General features: G+C 65.5%; 19 protein-coding genes and 1 pseudogene. 13 read left to right on the forward strand and 7 right to left on the reverse strand.

All coding sequences use genetic code 11. The features are described from left to right. The first annotated feature begins 11 nt into the window (after positions 1 to 11). Positions 12 to 776 (forward strand): class I SAM-dependent methyltransferase, encoded by a 765-nt coding sequence (locus KF886_05965; GenBank protein MBX3176882.1) that lies wholly within the window; start codon positions 12 to 14, stop codon positions 774 to 776. Here KF886_05965 and KF886_05970 read toward each other — a convergent pair. Then, the gene (locus KF886_05970; GenBank protein ID MBX3176883.1) at positions 749 to 2,506 is read right to left on the reverse strand and encodes an arylsulfatase; all 1,758 of its coding nucleotides are present in this window, start codon (positions 2,504 to 2,506) and stop codon (positions 749 to 751) included. The two genes, KF886_05965 and KF886_05970, sit on opposite strands and share 28 nt — an antisense overlap. 143 nt (positions 2,507 to 2,649) lie before the next feature. Here KF886_05970 and KF886_05975 point away from each other — a divergent pair, with 143 nt between their 5' ends. Further along, positions 2,650 to 3,666 (forward strand): hypothetical protein, encoded by a 1,017-nt coding sequence (locus tag KF886_05975; GenBank protein MBX3176884.1) that lies wholly within the window; start codon positions 2,650 to 2,652, stop codon positions 3,664 to 3,666. Positions 3,667 to 4,014: 348 nt separating this feature from the next. On the opposite strand, the gene KF886_05980 is transcribed toward KF886_05975, so the two are convergent. Beyond that, a complete protein-coding gene (locus tag KF886_05980; GenBank protein MBX3176885.1) occupies positions 4,015 to 5,202 on the reverse strand; it encodes a zf-HC2 domain-containing protein in 1,188 nt (395 codons plus the stop codon). Between the two features lie 34 nt (positions 5,203 to 5,236). Continuing rightward, on the reverse strand, positions 5,237 to 5,839 hold the full coding sequence (locus KF886_05985) for a sigma-70 family RNA polymerase sigma factor (GenBank protein ID MBX3176886.1): 603 nt from the start codon (positions 5,837 to 5,839) through the stop codon (positions 5,237 to 5,239). Positions 5,840 to 6,231: 392 nt separating this feature from the next. Between KF886_05985 and KF886_05990 the strand changes: the two genes are divergently transcribed. From KF886_05990 to KF886_06015, 6 genes and pseudogenes are all read left to right on the forward strand, one after another. Continuing rightward, positions 6,232 to 7,605, forward strand: a complete 1,374-nt coding sequence (locus tag KF886_05990; GenBank protein ID MBX3176887.1) for a dipeptidase — start codon at positions 6,232 to 6,234, stop codon at positions 7,603 to 7,605. 137 nt (positions 7,606 to 7,742) lie between these two features. After that, positions 7,743 to 9,062, forward strand: coding sequence for a putative sulfate exporter family transporter (locus KF886_05995; GenBank protein ID MBX3176888.1), 1,320 nt, complete (start codon positions 7,743 to 7,745; stop codon positions 9,060 to 9,062). Next, a complete protein-coding gene (locus KF886_06000) occupies positions 9,059 to 9,301 on the forward strand; it encodes a hypothetical protein (GenBank protein MBX3176889.1) in 243 nt (80 codons plus the stop codon). The genes KF886_05995 and KF886_06000 overlap by 4 nt, the downstream gene beginning before the upstream one ends. A 39-nt stretch (positions 9,302 to 9,340) precedes the next feature. Beyond that, the gene (locus KF886_06005) at positions 9,341 to 11,344 is read left to right on the forward strand and encodes a heavy metal translocating P-type ATPase (GenBank protein ID MBX3176890.1); all 2,004 of its coding nucleotides are present in this window, start codon (positions 9,341 to 9,343) and stop codon (positions 11,342 to 11,344) included. 388 nt (positions 11,345 to 11,732) lie between these two features. Further along, positions 11,733 to 12,092: pseudogene (locus KF886_06010) on the forward strand (DUF1559 domain-containing protein). A 21-nt stretch (positions 12,093 to 12,113) separates the two neighbouring features. Continuing rightward, positions 12,114 to 12,803, forward strand: coding sequence for a hypothetical protein (locus tag KF886_06015; protein ID MBX3176891.1), 690 nt, complete (start codon positions 12,114 to 12,116; stop codon positions 12,801 to 12,803). A 180-nt stretch (positions 12,804 to 12,983) separates the two neighbouring features. Here KF886_06015 and KF886_06020 read toward each other — a convergent pair whose 3' ends face one another. Further along, positions 12,984 to 15,143, reverse strand: coding sequence for a cation:proton antiporter (locus tag KF886_06020; protein MBX3176892.1), 2,160 nt, complete (start codon positions 15,141 to 15,143; stop codon positions 12,984 to 12,986). A gap of 354 nt (positions 15,144 to 15,497) precedes the next feature. Between KF886_06020 and KF886_06025 the strand changes: the two genes are divergently transcribed. Further along, entirely contained in the window at positions 15,498 to 16,265 is a 768-nt protein-coding gene (locus KF886_06025; protein ID MBX3176893.1) for an enoyl-CoA hydratase/isomerase family protein, read from the forward strand. A gap of 15 nt (positions 16,266 to 16,280) precedes the next feature. On the opposite strand, the gene KF886_06030 is transcribed toward KF886_06025, so the two are convergent. Further along, on the reverse strand, positions 16,281 to 17,147 hold the full coding sequence (locus KF886_06030) for an aldo/keto reductase (protein ID MBX3176894.1): 867 nt from the start codon (positions 17,145 to 17,147) through the stop codon (positions 16,281 to 16,283). 247 nt (positions 17,148 to 17,394) lie between these two features. On the opposite strand from KF886_06030, the gene KF886_06035 reads away from it, so the two are divergent. Next, complete coding sequence (locus KF886_06035) at positions 17,395 to 17,556, forward strand: hypothetical protein (protein ID MBX3176895.1); 162 nt, start codon at positions 17,395 to 17,397, stop codon at positions 17,554 to 17,556. A gap of 11 nt (positions 17,557 to 17,567) precedes the next feature. Beyond that, complete coding sequence (locus KF886_06040) at positions 17,568 to 17,846, forward strand: hypothetical protein (protein ID MBX3176896.1); 279 nt, start codon at positions 17,568 to 17,570, stop codon at positions 17,844 to 17,846. A 73-nt stretch (positions 17,847 to 17,919) separates the two neighbouring features. On the opposite strand, the gene KF886_06045 is transcribed toward KF886_06040, so the two are convergent. Beyond that, complete coding sequence (locus KF886_06045) at positions 17,920 to 18,438, reverse strand: O-acetyl-ADP-ribose deacetylase (GenBank protein MBX3176897.1); 519 nt, start codon at positions 18,436 to 18,438, stop codon at positions 17,920 to 17,922. Continuing rightward, positions 18,435 to 20,345 carry a heparinase II/III family protein gene (locus KF886_06050; GenBank protein ID MBX3176898.1) on the reverse strand — a complete coding sequence of 637 codons (1,911 nt, stop codon included), beginning with the start codon at positions 20,343 to 20,345 and terminating at the stop codon, positions 18,435 to 18,437. Before KF886_06050 ends, KF886_06045 begins: the two co-directional genes overlap by 4 nt. Positions 20,346 to 20,937: 592 nt before the next feature. Between KF886_06050 and KF886_06055 the strand changes: the two genes are divergently transcribed. After that, a complete protein-coding gene (locus KF886_06055; protein ID MBX3176899.1) occupies positions 20,938 to 22,218 on the forward strand; it encodes a response regulator in 1,281 nt (426 codons plus the stop codon). Between the two features lie 42 nt (positions 22,219 to 22,260). After that, on the forward strand, positions 22,261 to 23,331 hold the full coding sequence (locus tag KF886_06060) for a PA0069 family radical SAM protein (GenBank protein ID MBX3176900.1): 1,071 nt from the start codon (positions 22,261 to 22,263) through the stop codon (positions 23,329 to 23,331). Position 23,332: the final 1 nt, after the last annotated feature.

Raw genomic sequence — 23,332 nt, forward strand, 5'->3', positions numbered from 1 at the left:
AGCGCAAAACCGTGAATACGGAAGAGTACAGGCGCATGCACCACGCCGAAACCCGACATTGGTGGTACCGCGCCCTCCATGCGCGCGTACTCCACGCCTGTGAACGTTTCGCGCCGCGCGCCCGAACGATACTCGACGTCGGCTGTGGGACAGGCGGGATGCTGGCGCGCCTACCGGCCGAAATCCGCGCCGCCGGCGTCGACCTGGCGCCCGAGGCCGTGGCCCGGTGTCGTGAGCGCGGGCTGCCCATGATCACCCGCGCATCGGCGGACGCGATCCCGTTCGAAGCCACTTCGGCGGACGCCGTCCTGCTGTTGGACCTGCTCTACCACCGCAATGTGCTCGATCCGGCCCGTGTCCTCCACGAGGTGCGTCGCGTGCTGTCGCCGGAAGGTGTGGCGATCATTAACGCGCCCGCCTATGCGTGGCTGCGCTCTTCCCACGACGACGCCGTCCACACGGGCCGCCGTTTCACCCGCAGGGAACTCATCCAGTTGCTGGAGGGCGCGGGTTTCGAGGTGTGCTATGCGAGCTACTGGAACACCATCCTGTTTCCGCCCATCGCCCTCCTCCGTGTCTTGCGGCGCTGGTATCCGCCGTCGGGCTCGGATGTGTCGGAAACCGGTCCCGCCTGGGCAAACACCCTGCTCGGCGTGGTGCTGGCCCTGGAGGCCGCCGTCATGTGGCGCGTCCCGCTGCCTTTCGGCGTCTCCATATTCGCGGTGGCGCGTCCCGCACGACCGCCGATTCAACCCGTGCGCGTCACGGAGACGTAGTACGCGCCCCGCTCCACGCCGGCCTCGTCAATAAACGCCGTCTCGAGCCGGGTTTCGCCCTTTTCCAACCGGAGCGTGAAGTCCGCTGCAACGTCGCCCTCGTTCACGGGACTCGACGCCTCCTGGCCGCCAATTCGAATGCGCGCCTCCACGATCGCCAGGGCCGCGCCGCCATCCACCGCCGCGCGAATGGGCGCGTTGGCCTCCCGGGGCCAGCGGCGGAGCGCGAAGTGGTATTCGCCCGCTTCCGCAACCTCCACCGCCCAGAATCCGTTCCCCGCAAGCCCGGCCAGAATGTGTTTCTGATGCCACGGGATCTGCTCGATCGGGGTATGCCAGTCGTGCCCGTTCAGGTGCGTCGCCCCCTGGCCCGCCGCGCCGATAACCAGCGGGCAATAGCGGTCAAAGGTCCGGGAAACATCCGCCCACCAGCGCTCGTAGACCTCCCGCAAGTGCGCGGCGAGGGCGGGCTCTTCCGCGGCGCGATCCTGCTCCTGCCCGGGGTCGCGCGACAGATCGTAAAGCTCCGTCCCGTTAATCAGCCGCCAGCGGCCTTCAAGCACCGCGCTCTTGCGCCATTTCTCCGGGTGCTCGATGCGCTGGGAGTCCACCACGATCGCGCGTTCGGGCGCGGGCGTTTCGGGCGCGTTAAGCCACGGCGCCAGGGACACGCCATCAAAGGGCGGGCCACCTTCCGGGGAAATGCCGCAGTAGCCGAGCAGCGTGGGGAGGAGGTCAATGTGGGCCGAGAGCACGGGGATGTCCGCGCCCCGCGCAACCGGCCCCGCGGGCCAGCGCACGAAACACGGCACGCGGTGGCCCCCTTCGTATTCGCTTCCCTTGGCCCCGCGCATCCCCGCCCGATCGCCCGCCGATGTGCCGTTGTCGGTCATGAAGATCAAGATCGTGTCTTCCGCGATCCCCTGTTCGTCCAGCGTCTGGAGCAGCCGGCCCATATTCTCGTCGAGATTCGCGATCATCCCGTAGAAGTTGGCCTGATCGTCGCTCAGCCCCTGCGCCTTGAACGGCTCGCTGTATTCCGGGGGCACGATATACGGATGGTGCGGCGCGTTCGTCGGCAGGTAGCAGAAAAATGGCGCATCCCGGTGCTCCGTGATGAAACGCCGGGCCGCGTCAAACCACACATCGGTGCAATACGCTTCGAAGCTCTCCGGTTCGCCGTTGTGGAAGTACGTGTCGTTGATGTATTCGTTGCCCCAGTAGTCCGGCGTCTGGCCGATGCCGCCGCCGCCATGCGCCAGTACCTCCTGAAACCCGCGATCCCGCGGGCGGTACGGGTAGTCGTCGCCCAGGTGCCACTTCCCGAAAAGGCCCGTGCGGTACCCCGCCCCCGCGAAGTAGTCCGCCATCGTCTTTTCGTCGCGCGCCAGCAGCGATCGCCCCATCACCGTATGCCACACCCCGCTCCGGTTGTTGTAGCGCCCCGTCAGCAGCGCCGCGCGCGTCGGCGCGCACGTCGGGCTCACGTGGAAATCCGTCAGGCGCGCGCTCTCCGCATGCAACCGGTCCAGGTGCGGTGTCTTCAACACGGGATTCCCCAGACAACCCAGATCCCCGTAGCCCTGATCGTCGGTCATCACCAGAACGACATTCGGACGCCGGGATGCGCGCGCCGGCACCGCCGCCCCGCAGGCCAGCGCCCCAACAGCGGCCCCGCATAGAAACGCGCGGCGGGAAAAACGGGGCTGGGCGACAAAGTCAGCGGGCATGATACAACTCCTTCCAGGAATGGCGTGCGTGCCGTATACTCTTGCCCATTTCAGAAAGGATGTCAAGTTGGGCGCGCGCCCCCGGGTCAGGCATACTGGGCGCGCTCGCACAACGAAGACCAGGTCAATTTGGAGGATATACCATGCGCCGCGCCGCCCGTTTGCTGCCAATCCTGCTTGTCGCGATCGGCGGCGGCCTCGTCCATCCGGCGGGCGCCTCCACCGGGGACAATTGGGAAGTCCACCGCGTGATTCCCGGCGGGCGAATTGACGCCGTCGCCAGCCTGGGCAACGGCATAGTACTCGCCGGGTCCCGCAATCCCAAACCCGGCCACATTTTCCGCAGCACCGACTGCGGCGAAACCTGGACCGACCTCGGCAACCTGCTGGGCGAGGGCCTTCATACGGGCAGCGTCACATGCATCGCCTCCGCCGGCGAGGGCGTCGCCTACCTCGTCACGGGAGACGCGCACGTCTGGAAATCGGCGGACTGGGGGCTGACCTGGACGCCCCTGGGCCAGGTATCGGACATGCCCCGCCTCGAGCCCTACCACTTCAGCTACAGTATCACCGTGCTACCCTCGGGCACGGTATTGATCAGCAACACCAACCCGGACGGCGGCCACGTCTTCCGCTCTGAGGATGGCGGCGCGACCTGGGACGATGTGGGGGCCATATCGCCGAAGGCGCTGTACCGCTTCGAAAAAACGTCGGATGGCGTCCTCGTCAATGGCTGGGCCGGACACGTATACAAGAGCGCCGACGACGGCAAGACCTGGGCTGATCTCGGCAAGCTCAGCGACCAGGCGCTGTACGCCACGGAATACCTGGAGGACGGCGTGGTGCTGCAGGGCGGCGAAGACGGGCGCATCTTCCGGAGCGACGACTTCGGCGCAACGTGGACCGAAGTCGCCCGTTTCCCCGATTCCGCCGACGATTTCGTCTACCTGGGGAACGGCGTCGTTCTGTACAGCACCTACACGGGCGAGCGAAACGTCTACCGGTCAACCGACGCCGGCCGCACCTGGGCCTCCATCGGGCCCGTACCCGCCGGCGCCGAAGGCGACACCCTCGACCACGCCGTGGCCGTACCCTGCGGCGACGCCGCAGTCAGCGTGGGGGGAACGGCCCGAGGCAACATCCTGCGCTACCGCCCGTAGCGCCGCAACGCCCGACGCCACGGTAACCACCCCGAAAAGAACGTGGCACAGGCGTCCCGCCTGTGTTCCGCGCCGAAGGTGCGGCAGGGACTCCGACATTCCTGAGTGGATCACCCAATAACCGCCGCATATCGGCACGCCGCCACGATCATTCAACGCGCGCCAACGTGGCCTGGCCTTCCAGGTTGAGACTGCGTGAGCGGAGGGTTCGAACAGCCCATTGAGGTCGTGAACACAGCCTCGGATTTCCAAAGCGAGACGGTCCTTTCTTCATTCGTGTCCATTCGCGTTAATTCGCGGTTCAACTTTTTGGTTGTGGCAGGCGACTGCCCTGCGTCCACTCGTGGTTCACTCGTCTTCCGTCGCGTCCAACGGCTGCTCCACACCCCCCTCCGCATCCTCCCGCCGGAATTCATACCATGCCCCGTCAAGCGCCACGATAACCGGCTCCGCGACATCACACAGGTGGTGCAGGTCATTGTGCCGGTCCAACATCGCGTTCCAGGCGGCGGACGGAATCGCAATCACCGTGCGCGGCTCCGCGCCATAGCCCGCCTCGCGCCAGGTCCCATCCTCCAGGCGGAATTCGCGATCGCGCCACTGCCGGACCGTCACCGCGACGGCGTCCGCCGGCCCCTCGGCCAGATCGGGCGCCGGTGGCGCCATCTTAAGTTGGAAAGCGGCCTCGGGGGCCTCTGAACTCTCTTTCGCCGCACCGGGCCCGGCGGGCGCAACCGGTTCCTCGGCCGGCTGAGACGCGGCCCGCGCGCCCGCAGCCCGACCCAACGCGGCGCCGCCGCCAAATCCACCACCTGCCAAACCGCCGCCGCCGAAGCCGCCACCTCCACCCCCAAGCCCGACGCCCCGCGCGCCGTCATCCGCCGCCGCCGATTCGGCCTCCAGAGGCTCCGACGCCATGGCGGTTTCCGCGGCAGTGGCGCCGGCGGCCAGATCCTCCCGCCCAATCGCGCGGGCGGGCGCGGGTGGTGACGCAGGTGGCGCCGGAGCGGGTGGGGGCGCGGCTCCTGCGCTCTCCGAGAACGCGGCCACGTCTTCATCCGACATCGCGGGCGCCGATCGCAGCGCCAGCGTTTCGCCCGAGAGCGGGGCGGCGGGCGGCGCCTCGGCCATCGGCATCGCCTCGTTCGCCATGTGGGCTTCGGGCGCAGCCGCACTCGGCGCCGCCTCGTACCGCGCCATATCCAGCGCGCTCTGGCCCGACTGGGCCCCGCGCCATACCACCAGACCGCCGACCAGCGCGATTGACGCCGCCGCCAGCCCATAGCGCCACCAGAACGCGCCCGGCAGCCGCCGGGACGCGGGCCGGAGCGCTTCCCGCACGCGCGCTTCGAAATCCGCCGGCGCCTTCACCGGATGGTGATACCGGTACGCTTCCGTGACCTGCTTGTAGCCGTGCAGCTCACGGAGGCAGTCGGAGCATTCCGAAAGGTGCTCTTCCACCAGCTCGCGGTCTTCCGCGTTAAGCTCGTCATCGAGCAGCGCCGAGAATTCGGTCCGTATGTGTTCGCAATTCAAGGCCATAATCAATGGGGACGGGGCGAGGGCTTCCTTAGAGCAGCCCGCGCCGCGTCAGGCACTCCTTCAGCAGCTTGCGCGCCTGGTTCAAACGCGATTTCACCGTGCCCTCCGGGCAATCGGCGGATCGGGCGATGTCGCTGTAGCCAAGGTTGTCAAACGTGCGCAGCACAAATACCAGCCGGTACGTGTCCGGCAGGCCTTCCAGGCACGCCTTGAGCCCCTCGTCGAGCTCGCGCTTCTCCGCCAGATGGCTCGGCGTCACGTCCGTCGAGGTCGCCCGCTGCGCCACCGAAGGCGCGCTCTCGGAAAGCGCCTCGAACGATACCCCCATGTTCCGGCCCTTCCGGTTGCGATCGCGCAGCCGGTTGCGGCATGTGTTCGCGGCGATGCTGTACAGCCACGTGTACACCTGCGAATCGCCCTGGAACGTGCTCAAACTCCGGTACGCCCGCACAAACACCTCCAGCGCCACGTCCAGGCTGTCTTCATGGTTGCCAAGATAGCGGTACACCACGTTGTACACCCGGTCCTTGTAACGGCGGACCAGTTCGTCGAACGCCGTCTCATCGCCGTTCAGGCAGGCCTCCACCAGATCAATATCCGGGGTCTTTCGGACAGCTTCCAGCAATTCCACGCGTGGCGACGCTCCAACTATTTCCTGCTACCTTGGACACCAAAACCCCGTCCGGGTTCGGACGCCGTATTGTACCCCGGCCCGCTCGGAATCCGCTAATCCCCCGGGCCAGGGCAATCGCATTTAGACTTCCAACTCGAGCCGAGCGCCATACGAACCACCTTCAATGTTCAAAAGGGCGCGTGTTGGAGCGCTGGCATCCTTGCCGGCACAGATGCCGGCGCTCCAAAACGCTCACTTTCGTTTATTCAAGGTTCCAAATCGACTCAAAATTACGCCCAAATACCGAGATCGATTATAAATGCGATTGCCCTAATCCCCGGGCGTTTGCCATCCGCCGGGGACGATACGGTATGCTATGCGCTCAACCCCCCTCTGGAGAACCTCGACTCATGTCCCAAATGGAACAGGCCCTCGCCCAGGCCCGGCGCGATCGCGAGCGGCACCTCGCCGAATACCGCGAAGTCCTGGCGATTCCCAGCATTTCCACCTTGTCCGAGCACAAGGGCGACGTCCTGCGCACGGCGGAGTGGCTCGCGGCACAGCTCCGCGCGCTGCGCATGGACAACGTGGAAATCATCCCGACCGCCGGCCATCCCATCGTTTATGGCGAGTGGCTGCATGCCCCGGACAAGCCGACCATCCTGATCTACGGCCACTACGACGTCCAGCCCGTCGACCCCGTCAACGAATGGGATTCCCCGCCCTTTGGCGGCGACATCCGCGGCGACTTTCTCTACGGGCGCGGCGCTTCGGACATGAAAGGACAGATCTTCGCGCAGATCAAGGCCATGGAATGCCTCGCCGCGCACGGGGACTACCCCGTGAACGTCAAGTATCTCCTGGAAGGCGAAGAGGAAATCGGCTCGCCAAGCCTGCCGGGCTTCATCGCCGAAAACCGGGATCGGCTTGCCTGCGACGCCGTCCTGAACTGCGACGCCGGCATCCACGACAAGGACACCCCCGCAATCACCTACTCCCTGCGCGGGCTCGCCTATTTCGAGCTCGAAATCCGCACCGCAAAGAAGGATCTCCACAGCGGCCTCTTCGGTGGCTCCGTGCGCAACCCGCTCCATGTGCTCGCAGACGTGATTTCCGCCATGCACGACGCCGACGGCCGCGTGACCCTGCCCGGCTTCTACGACAACGTGCGGGCGCTGAGCGACGAGGAGCGTGAATTGCTCCGCCAGGTGCCCTACTCCGACGCGGACTGGACCGCCATGGCGGGGACCCAGCGCTGCTTTGGCGAGGCGGGCTTCACCACCGTCGAGCGCATCGGCGCACGCCCGACCCTCGAGGTTAACGGCGTCTGGGGCGGATTCACCGGCGAAGGCGCGAAAACCGTTCTCCCCGCGCGCGCCCACGCCAAAATCAGCGCGCGCCTCGTCGCCGATCAGGATCCCGACGCCGTCGAGGGGCAGTTGCGCGCCTTTCTGGAGGCGCATGTGCCGGCGGATGTCGCCTGGAGCCTGCACAAGCACTCCAGCGGCCCCGGCTCGACCATGGATCGCAAGTCCCCCTATATGAAGGCCGCCGAAGAGGCCCTCAAGACCGTCTTCGGAAAAGCGCCCCTCTTCAAGCGCGAAGGGGGGAGCGTGCCCATCGTCGGCCTCCTGCAGAAGCAGCTCGGCGTCGACACCGTGATGCTGGGGTTTGCGCTCCCAGACGACGGCATCCACGGCCCGAACGAGCGCCAGTACCTGCCGAACTTCTACCGCGGCATCGAAACCTACATCCACTACCTGTGCGCGCTCGGGACAAAATAGTCCGAAAAGCCCATCACAGGCGTCTCGCCTGTGTATCCGCGCCGTAAGGCGCGCCAACCCTCGAGTTAAGCCGGGTTGCTCAAACCCGGACCGGGCGCTCGCCTCCGACGCCCGGCGTTCAGATGGAAGGGAAGAACATGTCCACGCGACAACGCTGGGCCGACCTGATTCGGCTCGAAGACTGGTGGGCCATCTGGCTCGGATTCATCGTGCTCGCGGCGGCCTCCGCCGGCTGGATCGCCGACATCCCCAAAATGCCGAAATGGACCTGGGGCGAGTTCGGCGCCCTCGCGGAAAGCATCCCCTACGGCGGCGCGGTCCTGCTCGCCATCGGGCTCTACGTGCTGTTCGGCGCCGCGATCGCCATCATGCAGCGCGGGGGAGCCGCCGCGCGGTTCGCGCCCGGTTTCTTCTTCATCTTCGCGCTGGCCGCCGTCTCCAGTATCCTCTCGAACGAAACCATCGTTCGATACTACGGCATCAACTATGCCTTCTGGGCTGTTGGCATCGGCCTGCTGCTGGCGAATAGCTTCGGAACGCCCGCCTGGCTTCGGCCCGCGATCCGAACCGAGTTCTACATCAAAACCGGGCTCGTCCTCATGGGCGCCGAAATCCTCTTCGGCAATATCCTCCGCTTCGGGGCCTACGGCCTGATCATCGCCTGGGGCGTCACGCCCGTGGTCATTGTGTTCATGTGGCTCTTCGGCACGCGCGTCCTCAAAATGGTCAACAAGCCGCTTGTCATTGTAATTGCCACGGCCACCTCCGTTTGCGGCGTTTCCGCCGCCATCGCCGCCGCCGCCGCCTCGCGCGCCAAAAAAGAAGACCTCACCATCGCCGTCGGCATGACGCTCATCTTCACCGTGCTCATGATGCTCGCCATGCCGCTCCTCGCGCAGGCCCTCGGCCTCTCGCCGCTCATCGGCGGCGCCTGGCTCGGCGGCACCATCGACGCCACCGGCGCCGTCGGCGCGGCGGGGGCCGCGCTCGGGCCCGAAGCCGAGGCCGCCGCCATCATCGTCAAGATGATTCAGAACATCCTGATCGGCGTGGCCGCGTTCTGCATCGCCGTGTACTGGGTTACCTGCATTGAAGAAAACCCCGGCGGACGCCGGCTCGGCGTGGGGGAGATCTGGATCCGCTTCCCGAAGTTCATCCTCGGCTTTATCGCGGCCTCCCTGCTCGCCTCCTTCGCGCTCCTGCCGGCGCTCGGCGAGGACGCCGTCGAAGGCATCCTCAAAAACACCGACGCCGTCCGGAACTGGCTCTTCGCCATGGCATTCCTATCCATTGGGCTGGAGTCCAACTTCCGCGAAATGGCCACACAGATGCGCGGCGGAAAGCCGATGATACTGTATGGCGTCGGGCAGACCTTCAACATCGTGCTCACCCTCTTCGTGGCGTGGCTCGCCCTCAGCGGCGTCCTCCTGCCGGAACCGCCGGCCCTTACCCAATGAGCAGCCGTCCCCCGATAGCGGTCGCCGCGGCGCGCCTCGCGATCGCCCTCGTATCCGTCTGGTTTCTCCTCGGGACCGCCCTGCCGTGGCTCGCGCGAAGCGGCTATGCCGGTCCCGTCATGCGCGAGAACATCCGACACGACCGAGACGCGACGGCGCTCTTCTACGCCGAACACGATCGGACCTGGGAACTGCTCCGGGAAACCCGGGGGGAAGACCGCCATGCGACCGCACCGTAGATCGCAACGGGAGCGCGCGCTCCTGTCACGGAACAGATCATGAGTGGCGATCCCGCCTCCCCGCCGCGGCGCCAGACGTACGTCTACCGCATCGGCGGCATGACCGGCGCCGGCAACGCGCGCCATCTGGAGACCGTCCTCGCCGCCCTGGAAGGCGTGGCCTCCGCGCGCGCCAGCTTCATGACGGGCCAGCTCGTGCTCACAGGCGACCCGGCGCACCTCGGCGGCGAGACCGTCGTATCGGCCGTTTCGCGCCTGGGACTCGTGGCGCGCCCGGCGTCCGAATTCGACCGGGAGGCGGTCTTGAAACAACTCGCCGACGACGCGCGGGATGCCTTCCGGCGCCTGAAGCGCGCCGCCGCCATTGCGCTTCCTATCCTGCTGCTGGCCGTGGCCCGCGAGACTGGGCTGTTCCCGCACCTCCCGGCCCTGTGGCTGGAGGCCGCCCTCGCCCTCGCGATCCTCCTCGGGCCGGGACGCCGTATCGTTTCGACGGGCTGGCGCATGCTGCGGGACCGCGCGGCGGGGCGCGAGAGCTTCGTTGCCATCGGCGCCCTCATTTGCTGGGTTGCCGGGCTTCCGGATCTGGCCGGTATCCGGCTCTCCGGCTTCGCGGGCGTGGCGGGCGTGCTGATGGCCTTCCATCTCGCCGGCGCCTTCGCTCAATTGCGGGCGCGGGCCCGGGCGGCTACAGCCATGATGTCGGGCGGCGATCGCGATGCGGCCGTCTGGGCCGGCCAGTGTGCGCAGCCACCCATTCACGCCTTCGCGGGCCAGATACTCGCCGTGTTCTTGCTGCTCGTTCCGGGCGCCGCCGCGCTGAGCGCCTTCATCTGGCTGACAATCCCGGACCTGATGGATGCGCTGGGCGGCTGGGCGCGCCCCTGGATACCCTGGCGTGTTCCCGCGGATGCCGGCGGCGTCGCGGCGGCGATCGGATCCGCTGTCGCCGTCTTGATGGCATCCGCCCCCTGCGCGCTCGCCCTCGCGGCCCCGGCCCCCGCACTCGCGGCCGGTGGCGAGGGGCTCCGGCGCGGAATGGCCCTTCGCACGGGCGCCGCCGTGGAAAAGCTTAGTAATCTCAGCATCCTGTGCTTTGAAAAAACCGGTGTGCTCACCCGAGGAGAGCCCAGAGTACTCGAAGTGGTCGCCGCGCCGGGCTATGCCGCCGGAGACGCTCTCGCCTGGGCCGCCGCGCTGGAAAGTGACGTCGATCACCCGCTGGCCCGCGCAATCGTGGCCCGCGCCGCGGAGGAGGACGCGCACGCCGCCGATGTCCTGGAATCCGTCGAGCTGGTCCCGGGAGAGGGCGTCCAGGGCCTCGTCGATGGCGCATTCGTGCTGGTGGGACGCCCGGATTGGCTCGCTGGCCAAGGCGTCAACCTTCGAGCTCTGGAGCACGCCATATACCGCATCGAACACGAGGGGCGGACCCCGATACTGATTGCCCATGCGGGAAAAGCCGTCGCCGCATTCGCCATTGCCGACCGCCTTCGCCCGGAGTCGGTGCGGGCAATCAAGGTGCTCGCGCGAATAGGCGTGCAGCCCGTACTCGTCACCGGCGATACCCCGGGAACCGCCCGGGTGATCGCCGATCAGTGCGGGATAGCGAGAAGTCTGGCCGGGGTCTCCGGTGAAGCGCGCGCAAGAGAATTGGAGCGGCTCCGAAAGGAGACCATCGGTGTGGTTGGCCGCGTGCGTGGCGATGATCCGCCCCCCGAAGGAGGGGAGGCGGGACTGGAGATAACGCTGGGGGCGTCAGGCCCGGCCGCGGCCGCGGATGCCGCCATCGAGTCGCATGATCTCGGCGCGCTCGTGGCGCTCGCGTTGCTGGGCCGTTCTGCCTATGTACAAATCGTACAAAACCTCTTCTGGGCATTTGGGATCAATGCCGTGCTGCTCGCTTTCGCCATGCTTGGGCTGCTCCCGCCGGCCCTGGCATGCCTCCTCGGCGCGGCGGCGCCCCTGTTCCCCCAGTATCGCGCCGCGCGCCTGTATCGGTTTAATCCTGAACGGCTTACAGCGGAACTGATGCGCCGCTAGCGCCGCCAGAAAATTGTCGTTGCGGTGCGTGAAAAAAACCGTTGACAAATAAGCGCAAACGTGCAACGATAAGCAAACAGCTTCGCTGCCGACGTTGCGAAGCACGAGGGCAATAAGGCATCGCGGAGCGTGGTGCGCATTCGCCTGGCGAAAGAGGGTGCGGCAGTTTTTACCCTTCACTTCATGGGCGGATGCTGAAAGGAGGGTTGCCGATGGCTGTATTGTAGTCATTTCAGGTAGTTGCGGCGGCATGCGGCAGATTCTCGGGTGTGTTTCTTCCATATCGATTGACACATGATCTGTCTTCTTGGCTCTCCTGCAACTAGTATCACCATAATGTCTTTTCCATAGGTAAACTGTGCATATCGTATTGAAAGGAAGGTAATACATGTTTCCTGTATCAGCACCCCGCCGCAACAGGCTGGCGGGCTTCACACTCATCGAGTTGCTCGTCGTTATTGCCATCATCGGCATCCTGGCGGCGATCCTGCTCCCCGCACTTGCCCGCGCCCGCGAAGCCGCACGGCGCGCGAGCTGCCAGAACAACCTCAAGCAGCACGGCATCATCTTCAAGATGTACGCCAGCGAGAGCAAGGGCGAACTCTTTCCCCCGCGCGGCATCCGCTACTGGCAGGATTACCCGAACGGCCCGCAGGGTGGCGGGGTGACGCTCGAACGCGCCTATGCCACCGAGCATGTATATCCGGAATACCTGTCGGACATCCAGATTCAGTTCTGTCCCTCCGATGGCGACTACGGCAAGTCGCAGATGGAAAACTATCTCTGGAGCCCGCAGGGAGCCAAGATGCACCGGACCATCGGTTTCGGCTGGAACGCCACCGACGATCCGATTGTGAAGAACAAAGTGACCCACTCCGACGGCGGCAACAGGCACTGTAACCCCGCGATCTACGACCCCGCGCTGAATTGCTACTACCATGGCGGGTACTGGTCCTACAACTACTGGGGCTACATGGTGGATGGTTCCTGGTTCCGCACCGTGGACGACTTCGCCATCGTCTTTGGCGATACCCTCGCCCACGGCGCCAGCGCGCAATCGCTGGACGCGAAACCCGTCATTACCGCCGGCGAAGTTCATGCGCAGTGCCGTGGCTTGCTTGCGAATATGGGCCAGCCCGCCACCTTCACAATGACCGACGGGCGCGTCGTGACGGCGCAGCCGTTGCGCGAAGGCGCCGAGCGCTTCGCCATTACGGACATCAACAACCCCGGCGCCAGCGCAAGTGCGCAATCGGAAGCCGCCATCATGTGGGACAACTCCTTCTCGCTCGAAGGCGCCATCCGGAATACCGACAACTTCAACCACATTCCGGGCGGCGCGAATGTCCTCTACATGGATGGGCACGTGGAATTCGCTAAGTACCCGCAGCCCATTGGCAGCAAGGCCTTCGTCATGACGAAGGAAGCGCATCTCGATCAGACCTGGGAATCGCCGTGATCGGCGTCGCTCCCGGTGGCCCTGGTTAAGGGAGACTCTTTCTGACAACATGCACGAACGCGGGCGCGGCACTCGGGATTGCGCCCCGCGAGCCTGAAAGGTAAAGACAGTCCAATCCAAGCCGGGCCTGGCGTCCCACCCGTGGTGGCGCGCCAGGCCCGGGGTCGTATTGGCCGCAAGCTACAGCCACGGCTGGCGCTTGAACGGGGCTATGGCCTCGGAGAGACCAATCACAACAAGAACATCGCGGGCCCGCAGGCGCTCATCCGGGCCGGGGAATATTCGCTCGGATCCGCGCGCCAGGCCCGCCACGGTGACGCCATAAGTCTCCCGGAAACGGAGCTCCGCCAGGCTCTGCCCGATCTGCGTCGCCCCCGGCGGGACCAGAACCTCCGTCGCCTCAAACCGGAGCTCGCCCACATCGCTGTCCACTTCGGAAGCCTCCTCCAGAACCGCCTGCGCCTCCCGAATTACCTCCGGAGGGGCCATCAATACGAGCCGGTCGCCCGGATACAACCGAAAATCGGACCCCGGCTCGTAATGGACGCGGCCAGCCCGGCTTACCGCGAGGATGGATGCGCCCGACGCCGTCGGCAGGGGGATTTCCGAAAGCGCCTTGCCCACATGGGCGCACGACGCTTTTACCCGAATCTCCCGGAAGCCAATGGGCCATTCCAGTCCAACCGGGATCACATCCATCGCCTGCGTGAGCGCGTCCGCCGCCAGCTCCGCCCCGTCAACCATCGGCTGGAGCACAACGTGAGCGCCCCCCGCGCGGTACCGTTCCGCGTCCCGGGCGTGGACCGCCGCCAGCGCGATCTTGCCCTCGTAGCGGCGCTGGCTGAGCAGCCTGAGCAACGCCAAATCCAGATCCGGCGAACGCGTCGTGCTGACGACCCAGCGTGTTTGCCCCAGCGGAAGGTGCTCGTGGAACTCCGGATCGCCCGCGTCTCCGTAGCGCACATCGACGCCCCGCGCGCGCCACGCGGACAGCACCTGCGGGTCGAAGTCCACGGCCATAATGCGACGGCCGCGCTCGATCAAGTGCTCCGCGAGCGCGCTTCCGTAGCTGCCAAGCCCCAGAATGATCGCATCGTAAACCGCGCTATTGTCCACATGCTCGCCTCTTTCTTCCCGCGCCGGATTGCTGCGTTCGAATACGCGCAGCGGAGACGCCAGCAGGCGGTACAGGTTCTGGGAGTACAGGATCATATAGGTTGACGCAAAAATTGTGATTACGCCCACGAGCGTAACCAGCCCCATCGTTTCCGGAGTGATATGTCCCAGGCTCACACCCAGCGCCGCAACGATGAGCGAAAACTCGCTGATCTGCGCAACCGTTAATCCCGCCAGAAAACTCGTACGCCGCCGGTATCCCATCCCGCCCATGATCGCGAGCACGATCAACGGGTTCCCAGCCAGTACGAACAGGGAGAAGATAAGCGCGTTGCCAAATTGCGCCCCGACGGCGTCCCATTCCAGGCGCGCGCCCAGGTCGATAAAGAAAAAAAGAAGCAGAAAGTCCCGAAGGCTGGTGAGCCGCGCCCCGATGGCGTCGCGGTACTCGGTGGATGCGATCGCAATGCCGGCAAGAAAAGCGCCGACTTCCTTGCTGAAACCGAGCTGATCGCTCACGGCGCCGAGAAGCACGGCCCACGCGATGGCGAATAGGACAAGCAATTCCTGGGTATGGGCCAGGGCATGGAGCAGCCGAGGCAATACGAAGCGCGCAAGAAGGACAACGCCGCACAGAAAAAGCGCGCCCTTCAAGGCGATCCCAAGCATCGCTCCTGTGCTGGAGCCGTCATCGGGCAGGGCGCCGCCGAGCGTGGTCAGGGCGACAAGCGCGATAATCGCGGCAAAATCCTGTACGATCAGAAAGCCGACCGCAATGCGCCCGTGCAGGGAATCGATCTCCTTCTTGTCGGAAAGAAGCTTGACGATGATGATCGTGCTGGAGAAAGTCAGCGCCACGGCGACGTAGGCCGCGCTGACGCCGTTCATCCCCATGGCGATCGCGATCACGAAACCAACCCCGGAAGTGACGGCGATCTGGCCCACGCCCGTCGCAAGCGCGACGGCGCCGGTCGTCCGTATCAGGTGGAGGTCCAGCCGCATGCCGACGATGAAAAGAAGCAGCGCGATCCCCATGCCGGCCAGAAGCTCGATCTCGCCGTGGCTTCGAAGCAGCCCCAGCGCCGAAGGCCCCGCAAGAATGCCCGCGGCCAGAAACATGATAAGTAGCGGCTGCCGGAGTTTCTGCCCCGCGATACCCAACGCCGTCGCCAGGCCAAGTATGGCCGCAATCTCCGCGAAAGAGCTGTCGAGGTGAAAATCCATATAAACCTCTTCTGTTCCACCGGGAAGCACGCGATTCTGGAAAAGCTGCCCGCGGGGCCGGCCTCTTGGGAAACCGGGCATCACACCGCTGCGATGCCGGCCTTCGCCAATCCTGGCGCATTACAGCCGGGCGGCGGACGTCCGAAGCATATACAACACCGCCGCGTGTTGTCCATGGGCGAACCCTTACCAGGGCGCGCCGTGGCGGGCTACGGACAAATCGGACCCCGCTCGGGAGATTGCCCTCGCGGTCGTTCGCGAACTACAATGAGACACGAGCATACCGGGGAACTGTTGGCGCGATCGGCGCGCCTGGGGGTCTCCGGTCCGCCTTACCAAGGAGCATCCGCCGCCATGAACAGTCTCGTTCTAGAAGATAGCCCGCGCCCCGGCGTCACTGTTCTTACGCTCAACCGGCCAGACAAGCGAAATGCCCTCAATGTGCCGCTCATGCAGGCCCTCTGCGGCGCGGTAAAGCGCGTATCCGAACAGGATGGGCAGCGGGTGCTTGTCTTCCAGGGTGCGGGGCCCGCCTTTTGTTCCGGTCTCGACCTCCGCGAAGCGCAGGACTCCTCCATGAGCGGGGCCTCGGTGGAACTCGTGCGCACCATGCTCGAAAGCGTCTACCGCTGTCCGTGCGCGACGGTCGCCGCCGTCCACGGAGCCGCGCTCGCCGGGGGCGCCGGGCTGATGGCCGCCTGCGACATCGCCATCGCGTCCATGGACACCACCCTGGGCTTTCCCGAAGTCCAGCGGGGGATGGTCTCCGGCCTCGTGATGACCTTTCTGCGGCGCCAGCTCCACGAACGGCACGCGCGCGAGCTCCTGCTGCTGGCCGAGTCCATCAGTGCGGAACGCGCCGCTGAGCTCGGACTCATCAACCAGGCCGTGCCCGCCGACATGCTCGGCGCGACCGTGGAGCGCTGCATCAACGGCCTGCTCAAGGCGCCGCCCGGCGCCATCCGCGAAACCAAGGCCCTGTTCGATGCGCTCTGGCATCACCCGCTCGGCGCCGATCTCAACATGGCCCACGGCGTTCACGCGAAGATGCGCGAAACCGCCGAGGCCCAGGAAGGCATGCGCGCCTTCCTCGACAAACGCCCGCCCGCGTGGCTCGACTGAACGGGCGAAGCCGCGTCACGTCACGGCGTTGATCCGGCGGATCGTGTCGTCGACCTCGCCGCCGTTCAGGAAGCCGATGTTGAAGGAATGCACACAGCCGAGGCCCATCACAAAACGCAGGGACTCCTCGATCTTGTCCACGATCTCGCCCTCGCCCAGGATCTTCATCCCCAGCATTCCCTTGCCATGGTCGCACGCGGTTTGCAGCACCGCCGTGACCTCCTCGGGCGTGCCGTCCATCTTCACGCCGTAGGGGTTGATGCGGTTGAGCATTATCTCCACCCATTCGTGTTTCGAGGCAGTCTTCATCGCGTCCAGGTTGTGGCACGATACGCCAAGCGCGCGGATCTTGCCCGCCTCCTTCGCCTTGGACAGCACCTCCATACAGGGCGCCATCTTCACATCCCAGTCTCCCTCCGTCATGCAGTGCAGCAGCACCACGTCGATATAGTCCGTCTCCGTCTCCTGCAAAAAGCGATCCACGTCCGCCTGCGTCTCCTCCGCCGTCTTGCTCACCGTCTTCGTCAGCAGCAGCAGTTCGTCGCGCTTCATCCCGCCCTTCTTCATCGCCTGCGCCATGTAGGGATGCGAACCATACATGTCGGCCAGGTCAAAGTAGCGGATGCCTTCGTCATAGGCATGGACCAGCGTGTCCACAAACACATCCTTGCCCGCGCGGATCTGCGCCGAGTCCTTGTTCCACGAAACCGTCCCCGTGCCCATGCCGAGCAGCGACGTGGACAGGCCCGTCTTCCCCAGCGGGCGGAGCGTCGTCGCTTGCAAAGCCTTCACCTCGGCAGGACTCGCGCCCGCGTACATAAGCGAGGCCGCTACCGCGCCCGCGGAGGTCTTCATGAAACTGCGGCGGTTCATCTTGCGCATCGCGTCGTTCCTTCTGTAATTGCGCCAGCGCGCATCCCGTGCTGTACGCCCTCTACTCTACGCCAACAAGAGCCCCGCATCAAGCCGACAATTCCCCAGCCCCTCGCGGCCCTTGCATCCCTTGGGTCCCTGCCGTCCCTGCCGTCCCTTGGGTCCCTGCCGTCCACTCCCCGCGGAATAAAATGCATCCGTCACTTGTTACCTCCCTTACGACCTTGCCGAAACACAACAAAGGGAGCCGTGCGGCATGAAAATAAACTGGACACGAAACCTCGGAATCACCCTGCTCGGCGTCTGGCTGCTGGCCACGCAAATCTCCGCCCTGTTACGATTGCGGTTCATCGGAAGCGACCTGATTCTCGCGGCGCTCGCTATTGTCGCCGGCGCATTGATCGTATTCCGGAAATAGGAGGTTTCGCCATGCCCTGTCTCTTTACCGTGCTCGGGTTCTTCTTCCCGCGCGTCGCCCTCGTGCTCGTATGGCTCACCGGCTACGGCTCCCGCGCATTCGACACCATGCTCATCCCCTTGCTCGGCTTCTTCCTCATGCCCTTCACGACCCTCTTCTACGCCATTGCATTGAACGAGTTCGGAGCGGTAAAGGGCCTCGGGCTCGTCCTCGTCATCGTCGGCGTGCTCTTCGACCTCGGCGGATGGGGCGGCGCGGGTTCGGGCTACCGCAGGACCATTCGCACCTGAAATCCCAAACCACAAAAAAGGCGCAACAGGCAGGGGCTCAGGCATTCCTGAGAATGTCTCCACGCCACCGTCCCTACTTCAACGCCTCCCACGCGTCCCGAAACGCCTCATACGTCTCCCTGCCAAACAGCACAAAGCGCACAAGTTCAATTTCCGGATGCCCCTCCAGAATTTCCGCGGACGTCCCCACCGCAATCCGCGCCGCATCCGGGATCGGGTACCCATACACGCCACAACTGATCGCCGGAAACGCCAGCGTCCGGATCCCGTGCTCCACCGCCACCTCCAGCGCGCGCCGGTGGCAACTCGCGAGCAGCTCGGGCTCCCCGTGTTTTCCGTCCCGGTAAACCGGGCCAACAGTGTGGATGACAAACCGCGCCGGCAAGTTCCCGCCCGTCGTGATCTTCGCGTCGCCCGTACGGCAGCCGTTCAGCGCGCGGCATTCCGCCAATATCGCCGGGCCGCCCGCGCGGTGGATCGCGCCATCCACCCCGCCGCCCCCGAGCAGCGTCTCGTTCGCGGCGTTCACGATCGCGTCCACCGCCTGCCGGGTTAAGTCCCCCTCAACAATCTCAATTCGCTCGCGGCTCATGGCGCGCTTTCCTCCGCCGCCACGCCCCAGGCTTCCAGGGGCTCAAGCGCCGGCAGCGGAACCTCGGGTTCATCCGGCCACACCGGCCGCAGGCAAACCGCAACCGTCAACGTCCCGGAAGCCGGCGGGACCTCCACGTGCAGCCGCTTGACCCCGCGGTTGTTGTGCTCCGGATCCGGCCGCTCCGCTGATTCCGAAACGAGGGTTGCATTGGCTGGCGCCAGCACGTCAACCCGCAGCGTCTCGCCATTCTGTTCGAGCGACGCGCTGTGCGGGCCATGGATCGTGATCACCGCGTCCGTCGTCATGCCCCACGTCACCGGCAGCGCATCATCCAGCCGGAACTCGTCCTGAACCAGCGCCGCGCGCCGTTGCCCGAACAGCCGTAGCCCGCGGGTAACCCGCTCCGCCTGCGTGTAGGCCTTTGTCAGGTCGACAATAAAGTGGCTGCCGTCGTGGTCCGCGCCATGCCCCACGATCGCCGCTGTGCCGTTCGGATCCTGGCCCGCGCCGCCAATCAAAGGCACGTTGTGGCTCAGCGAGTTCAACCGGTAATAGTCCCATCGCTTGCCTCCCGCCTTCTTGTCCCAGTACCCGGGCAGGTTGTAATTGTCCGACCCAAGATCGCGCGCCCACCGGTTCCCCAGCGCGTCCAGCTCGAAGTTCCCAAGGTCCAGATGGCCGTGCGCCACCTGGTTGTAGCCCCCCTTGATCCCCGCAAACAGCGCCCGCCGATCATTCCACGCGCTCCGGGTCACCGCCACCGGAACCGTGCTCTCAAAGACCCGGTCCAGCGGCAACTCAACCGTCCCGGAGGCGGCCCGCGGCGTGTACCACATCAGGTGTATGGCCTGGGCGGTCTCGGCCTCAAGCAACTGGTGCTCCAGCGCGGCGACCCCCGGCAGGTCGTACGTGCGCGCCAGCCAGAAAAGCGTCGGCATCGGCCCACGGCGGCTGTTCTGCCCGCTGTCCGCAAAATTCAGGTACAGCTCGGTCGGCCCCGTCGTCAGCAGGGGAAACCATGCCGTAGTCGCGAGCCCCGGCGTCTCCGCCAGGCCGAAGGTGCTCCCCAGTGCGCTCTCCAGCGCCGAAAGCCCATACGCCGTATACCGCGTCGCGTAGTGCCAGTAGGCCGGCCCCTCCGTCCAAACGCCGTCCGGATTGTACGAGTTCAGCGCATTCGGCAGGTTTTCCACCGCCACCGGCAGGATCGCCTCCGCGTACGCCGGATCCGTCTCGGCAATGGCCAGCGCGCCGATCAGCAACCCGCTGTGGCAAACCTGGTTCCAGTTGAACGCCGACGTCACCCAGTGCGGAGGCCGCTCCCGGTTGTAGGCGTCCAGGCCCTCTTCCAGGCCCAGGCGGATAAGCGCGCTCCGGATCTCCGCGCGCGTTTCCTCGTCGAGGAAGTCATACAGCCAGTCATAGCCGATCGCCACCGCATGGCTCATCTCCGCCGTGTCGAGAAAGTGCGAGGGGTTCCAGTCGGGAAAAGCGCAGACTGTCTTCAGGATCTCCACCGCCGCCTCCGCGTACCGGGCTTCGCCCGTCCAGCGCCACGCCAGCGCAAGCGGATAAATTCGGCCCACGCACGCCCGGCTCACGTGAAGCAGGCGCGGCCCCTTCAATTCATGCCGCAGCGGCTCCGCCCCCATCAACCCATCCGCCGTCTCCCGAACCTGCCCCCACATGCGCCGCAGGTCGGGGTCGGATTCCGCCCGCGCCTTCAGCGCTTCAAGCTGCGGCCCCGTCAGCATCAATCGCGGATGCTCCGGGCGGAGCGCGTCCAGAAAGTCCTCGGGCACGGTCGCCCCGGCGATCGGCGTAAATGCAAGGGCGGCGGCCAAAATCGGAAAAAGGAGCCAGGTGCGGCTGGAGTGGATCATGGGCGTTCTCCCTCGATGCATGGTTGGTCTTTCCACCGCCCATTAGAACAATCAAACCCGCCCGCCTTCAACCCGCCGCGCAGCCCAGCCTGGCCGGCGACGCCTCACTTTTCGCAGGGCAATCGCATTTAAACTCGATCTCGGTATATGGGCGTAAACTTGAGTCGATTTGGAACCTTGAATCAACGACAGTGAGCGTTTTGGAGCGCCGGCATCTGTGCCGGCAAGGTCGGGGATTCGCCGCAGGCGAAATGCCAGCGCTCCAACGCGCGCCCTTTTTAACATTGAAGGTGGTTCATGCGGCGCTCGGCTCTAAATGCGATTGACGCCTCACTTTTCGCTTGAGCCGCCGCCTGCGCTCCGGTATACTGGCCGTAAAGCGGGGCTTTGGGGGCCGCCGTTCATGGCGCGCGGCAGGGGCGGTCTTGAACTTCATCTTCTGATATGCTTTTGAAACTCAACGGAATGTAGAACCTGTGGGACCGTACCCGGACGCCAGCAAGTCGCTGATCGGATCGCGCTACCCCAGAGCGGGCCGCCAGAAGCATCAGCACCGCTCCGGATCCGGCCCCGCCAGGGGCTTCGGCCCCAAAGGACGGAACAGGCGGTCTAAGTGAACGAGATGGACGGGCATCAGAATTCCGGCGCGCCCGGGTACCTCACCGAGCTCGAAACGCGTTGCGCCGCGCTCGAGCGGGAGCGCGCGCGACTCATCGAGCATATCCGCCACACACGGCGCCTCGACAGCCTCGGCGTGTTTGCCGGCGCCATCGCCCACGATATGAACAACTACCTCTCGGTCATCATGGGCAACACCGACATCATCGCCCTCGAGGCCAGCGGCGAGCCGCTCCTGAACCATTGCTGCGGCGAAATCCAGAAGGCCGCTTCGCGCGCATCCTCCCTCGCGGCGCAGATGCTCGCCTACTCCGGCGGCGGAAAGTACGTCGTGGACAACCTCGACCTCTCCCGCGTCGTGGACGAACTGCGCGGCCTGATGGAGTCCACCCGGCCCCATGGCGTGCGCATCGAGTTTGCGCTGGCCAAGGGCCTGCCCGAGGTCTCCGGCGACTCCGAACAACTGCAACACGTCCTGGCCAACCTCGTCGCGGGGGCTTCCGACGCCCTGGGCGGCGGGCCCGGAACCATCCGGATATCCACCGGATTGCTCGACGCCACGGAAGACTACCTCGCGACCCTGCATCCGGAAGATTTCCTGACCCCCGGCCCCTGCGTCTACCTCGAGGTCCGCGATACCGGACCCGGCCTTGACCAGGACGTGGCCGAGCACTTCTACGAACTCTCGCGCCTGCCCCGGCTGGGCGACCGCGGGCTTGCCCTGGCGGCCTCGCTCGGCGTTGTGCGCGCGCACCACGGAGCCATTCGCGTCCTCAGCCTTCAGGGCGAAGGAACCGCCGTCCGCATACATTTCCCGCCCATTGTCGACGAAATCGTGACGCGCCCCGCCGAAACCGGACTCTCCGAAAGCCTGCTCGCCGATCGCGACGGGCGCGCCCGGATTCTGCTCGTCGATGATGAGGAAATGATGCGCGCCATCGGCGAAACCATACTCGAGCAAAACGGCTACGCCGTGGTCCTCGCGAAAGATGGCGACGAGGCCGTGGAAGCCTACATCACCCACGGCGACGACCTCGCGCTGGTCCTCCTCGATATGAGCATGCCCCGCCGCGACGGCTACGAAGTTGCGCGCGCATTGCGAAGCATCCGCGCCGATATTCCGATCGTCCTGTGCAGCGGATATGCCGGTGTCGACGCCCGAAACCGCTTCGCCGGCGTCCGCTTCGACGGCTTCCTCCAGAAACCCTACCACATGCACGAATTGCTCGACGCCGTCAACGGAATGATCCGCCGCTTTGGCGAAAACGACGCTTGAAAATTTATTCAGTATGCGCTATGCTGGGGACAGGTGAACCCCATGAACTTTCGGCTGCGCGACGATGAATCCATCCCCGGGCGGGGAACCTGGTGGAATCCAGACAACCGCTTTGAGGACCGCTCCGCCGCCTACGAAGGGGAGGACGCGCCCGAGGGGCCCGCGCGTGTGCCAACCACCTATTTGGAGGACGCCTCCCAGACCATCATCGCGCGAAACAGCAGCCCCGATGTCGGCTTCGATGTCAGCATCAATCCCTACCGCGGCTGCGAGCATGGCTGCGTCTACTGCTACGCGCGGCCAACCCACGAATACATGGGCTACTCCGCGGGGCTCGATTTCGAATCCGTCATCTTCTACAAGCCCCGCGCCGCGGAACTGCTCGAACGCGAACTCTCGAAGCGCTCCTGGAAACCCGAGGTCATCGCCATGAGCGGCGTCACCGACCCCTACCAGCCCGTCGAACGCGAAATGAAACTCGCCCGGGGCTGCCTCGAAGTGCTCGCGAAATTCCGAAATCCCGTCGGCATCGTAACCAAGAATCGCCTCGTCTGTCGCGACATCGATATCCTCGCCGAGATGGCCGCGGACGGATGCGCCGGCGTCATGATTTCCCTCACCACGCTCGATCTTGCGCTCAACCGCATACTCGAACCGCGCACCTCGTCGCCCGCGCAGCGTCTGGAGGCCATCAGCCGCTTGAGCCAGGCGGGTATTCCCGTGGGCGTCCTCGTCGCGCCCGTCATCCCCGCCATTACCGACCACGAAATCCCCGCCCTGCTCCAGGCCGCGCGCGACGCCGGGGCGCGCCATGCCGGCTACGTCATGCTCCGCCTCCCGCACGCCGTCGCCCCCCTGTTCGACGCCTGGCTCGCCGAGCATTTTCCCGATCGCAAAGACAAGGTGCTCCACCGGATCCAGTCCATGCGCGGCGGCGCCCTCTACAGCGCCGAATTCGGAACCCGCATGCGCGGTACCGGCATCCACGCCGACCAGGTCGCCCACCTGTTTCAGGTCTTCTGCAAACGCCTCGGTTTCCAGCCCGGCGCCTGGGACCTCCGAACCGATCACTTCCGCCCCGCCGGCGGCGCCCAGCTCGAATTAGGCTTCTAAG

The organism is Candidatus Hydrogenedentota bacterium (assembly GCA_019637335.1).
Taxonomy (GTDB): domain Bacteria; phylum Hydrogenedentota; class Hydrogenedentia; order Hydrogenedentales; family JAEUWI01; genus JAEUWI01.

What these genes read in the sequence shown, in the direction of transcription:
- KF886_06035 (MBX3176895.1), top strand. Translation starts at nt 17,395, where the DNA reads ATGAAAATAAACTGGACACGAAACCTCGGAATCACCCTGCTCGGCGTC.
- KF886_06020 (MBX3176892.1), bottom strand. Translation starts at nt 15,143, where the DNA reads ATGGATTTTCACCTCGACAGCTCTTTCGCGGAGATTGCGGCCATACTT.
- KF886_05995 (MBX3176888.1), top strand. Translation starts at nt 7,743, where the DNA reads ATGTCCACGCGACAACGCTGGGCCGACCTGATTCGGCTCGAAGACTGG.
- KF886_06040 (MBX3176896.1), top strand. Translation starts at nt 17,568, where the DNA reads ATGCCCTGTCTCTTTACCGTGCTCGGGTTCTTCTTCCCGCGCGTCGCC.
- KF886_06030 (MBX3176894.1), bottom strand. Translation starts at nt 17,147, where the DNA reads ATGCGCAAGATGAACCGCCGCAGTTTCATGAAGACCTCCGCGGGCGCG.
- KF886_05970 (MBX3176883.1), bottom strand. Translation starts at nt 2,506, where the DNA reads ATGCCCGCTGACTTTGTCGCCCAGCCCCGTTTTTCCCGCCGCGCGTTT.
- KF886_06015 (MBX3176891.1), top strand. Translation starts at nt 12,114, where the DNA reads ATGGAAAACTATCTCTGGAGCCCGCAGGGAGCCAAGATGCACCGGACC.
- KF886_05975 (MBX3176884.1), top strand. Translation starts at nt 2,650, where the DNA reads ATGCGCCGCGCCGCCCGTTTGCTGCCAATCCTGCTTGTCGCGATCGGC.
- KF886_06025 (MBX3176893.1), top strand. Translation starts at nt 15,498, where the DNA reads ATGAACAGTCTCGTTCTAGAAGATAGCCCGCGCCCCGGCGTCACTGTT.
- KF886_06000 (MBX3176889.1), top strand. Translation starts at nt 9,059, where the DNA reads ATGAGCAGCCGTCCCCCGATAGCGGTCGCCGCGGCGCGCCTCGCGATC.
- KF886_06045 (MBX3176897.1), bottom strand. Translation starts at nt 18,438, where the DNA reads ATGAGCCGCGAGCGAATTGAGATTGTTGAGGGGGACTTAACCCGGCAG.
- KF886_05990 (MBX3176887.1), top strand. Translation starts at nt 6,232, where the DNA reads ATGTCCCAAATGGAACAGGCCCTCGCCCAGGCCCGGCGCGATCGCGAG.
- KF886_06005 (MBX3176890.1), top strand. Translation starts at nt 9,341, where the DNA reads ATGAGTGGCGATCCCGCCTCCCCGCCGCGGCGCCAGACGTACGTCTAC.
- KF886_06060 (MBX3176900.1), top strand. Translation starts at nt 22,261, where the DNA reads ATGAACTTTCGGCTGCGCGACGATGAATCCATCCCCGGGCGGGGAACC.
- KF886_06050 (MBX3176898.1), bottom strand. Translation starts at nt 20,345, where the DNA reads ATGCATCGAGGGAGAACGCCCATGATCCACTCCAGCCGCACCTGGCTC.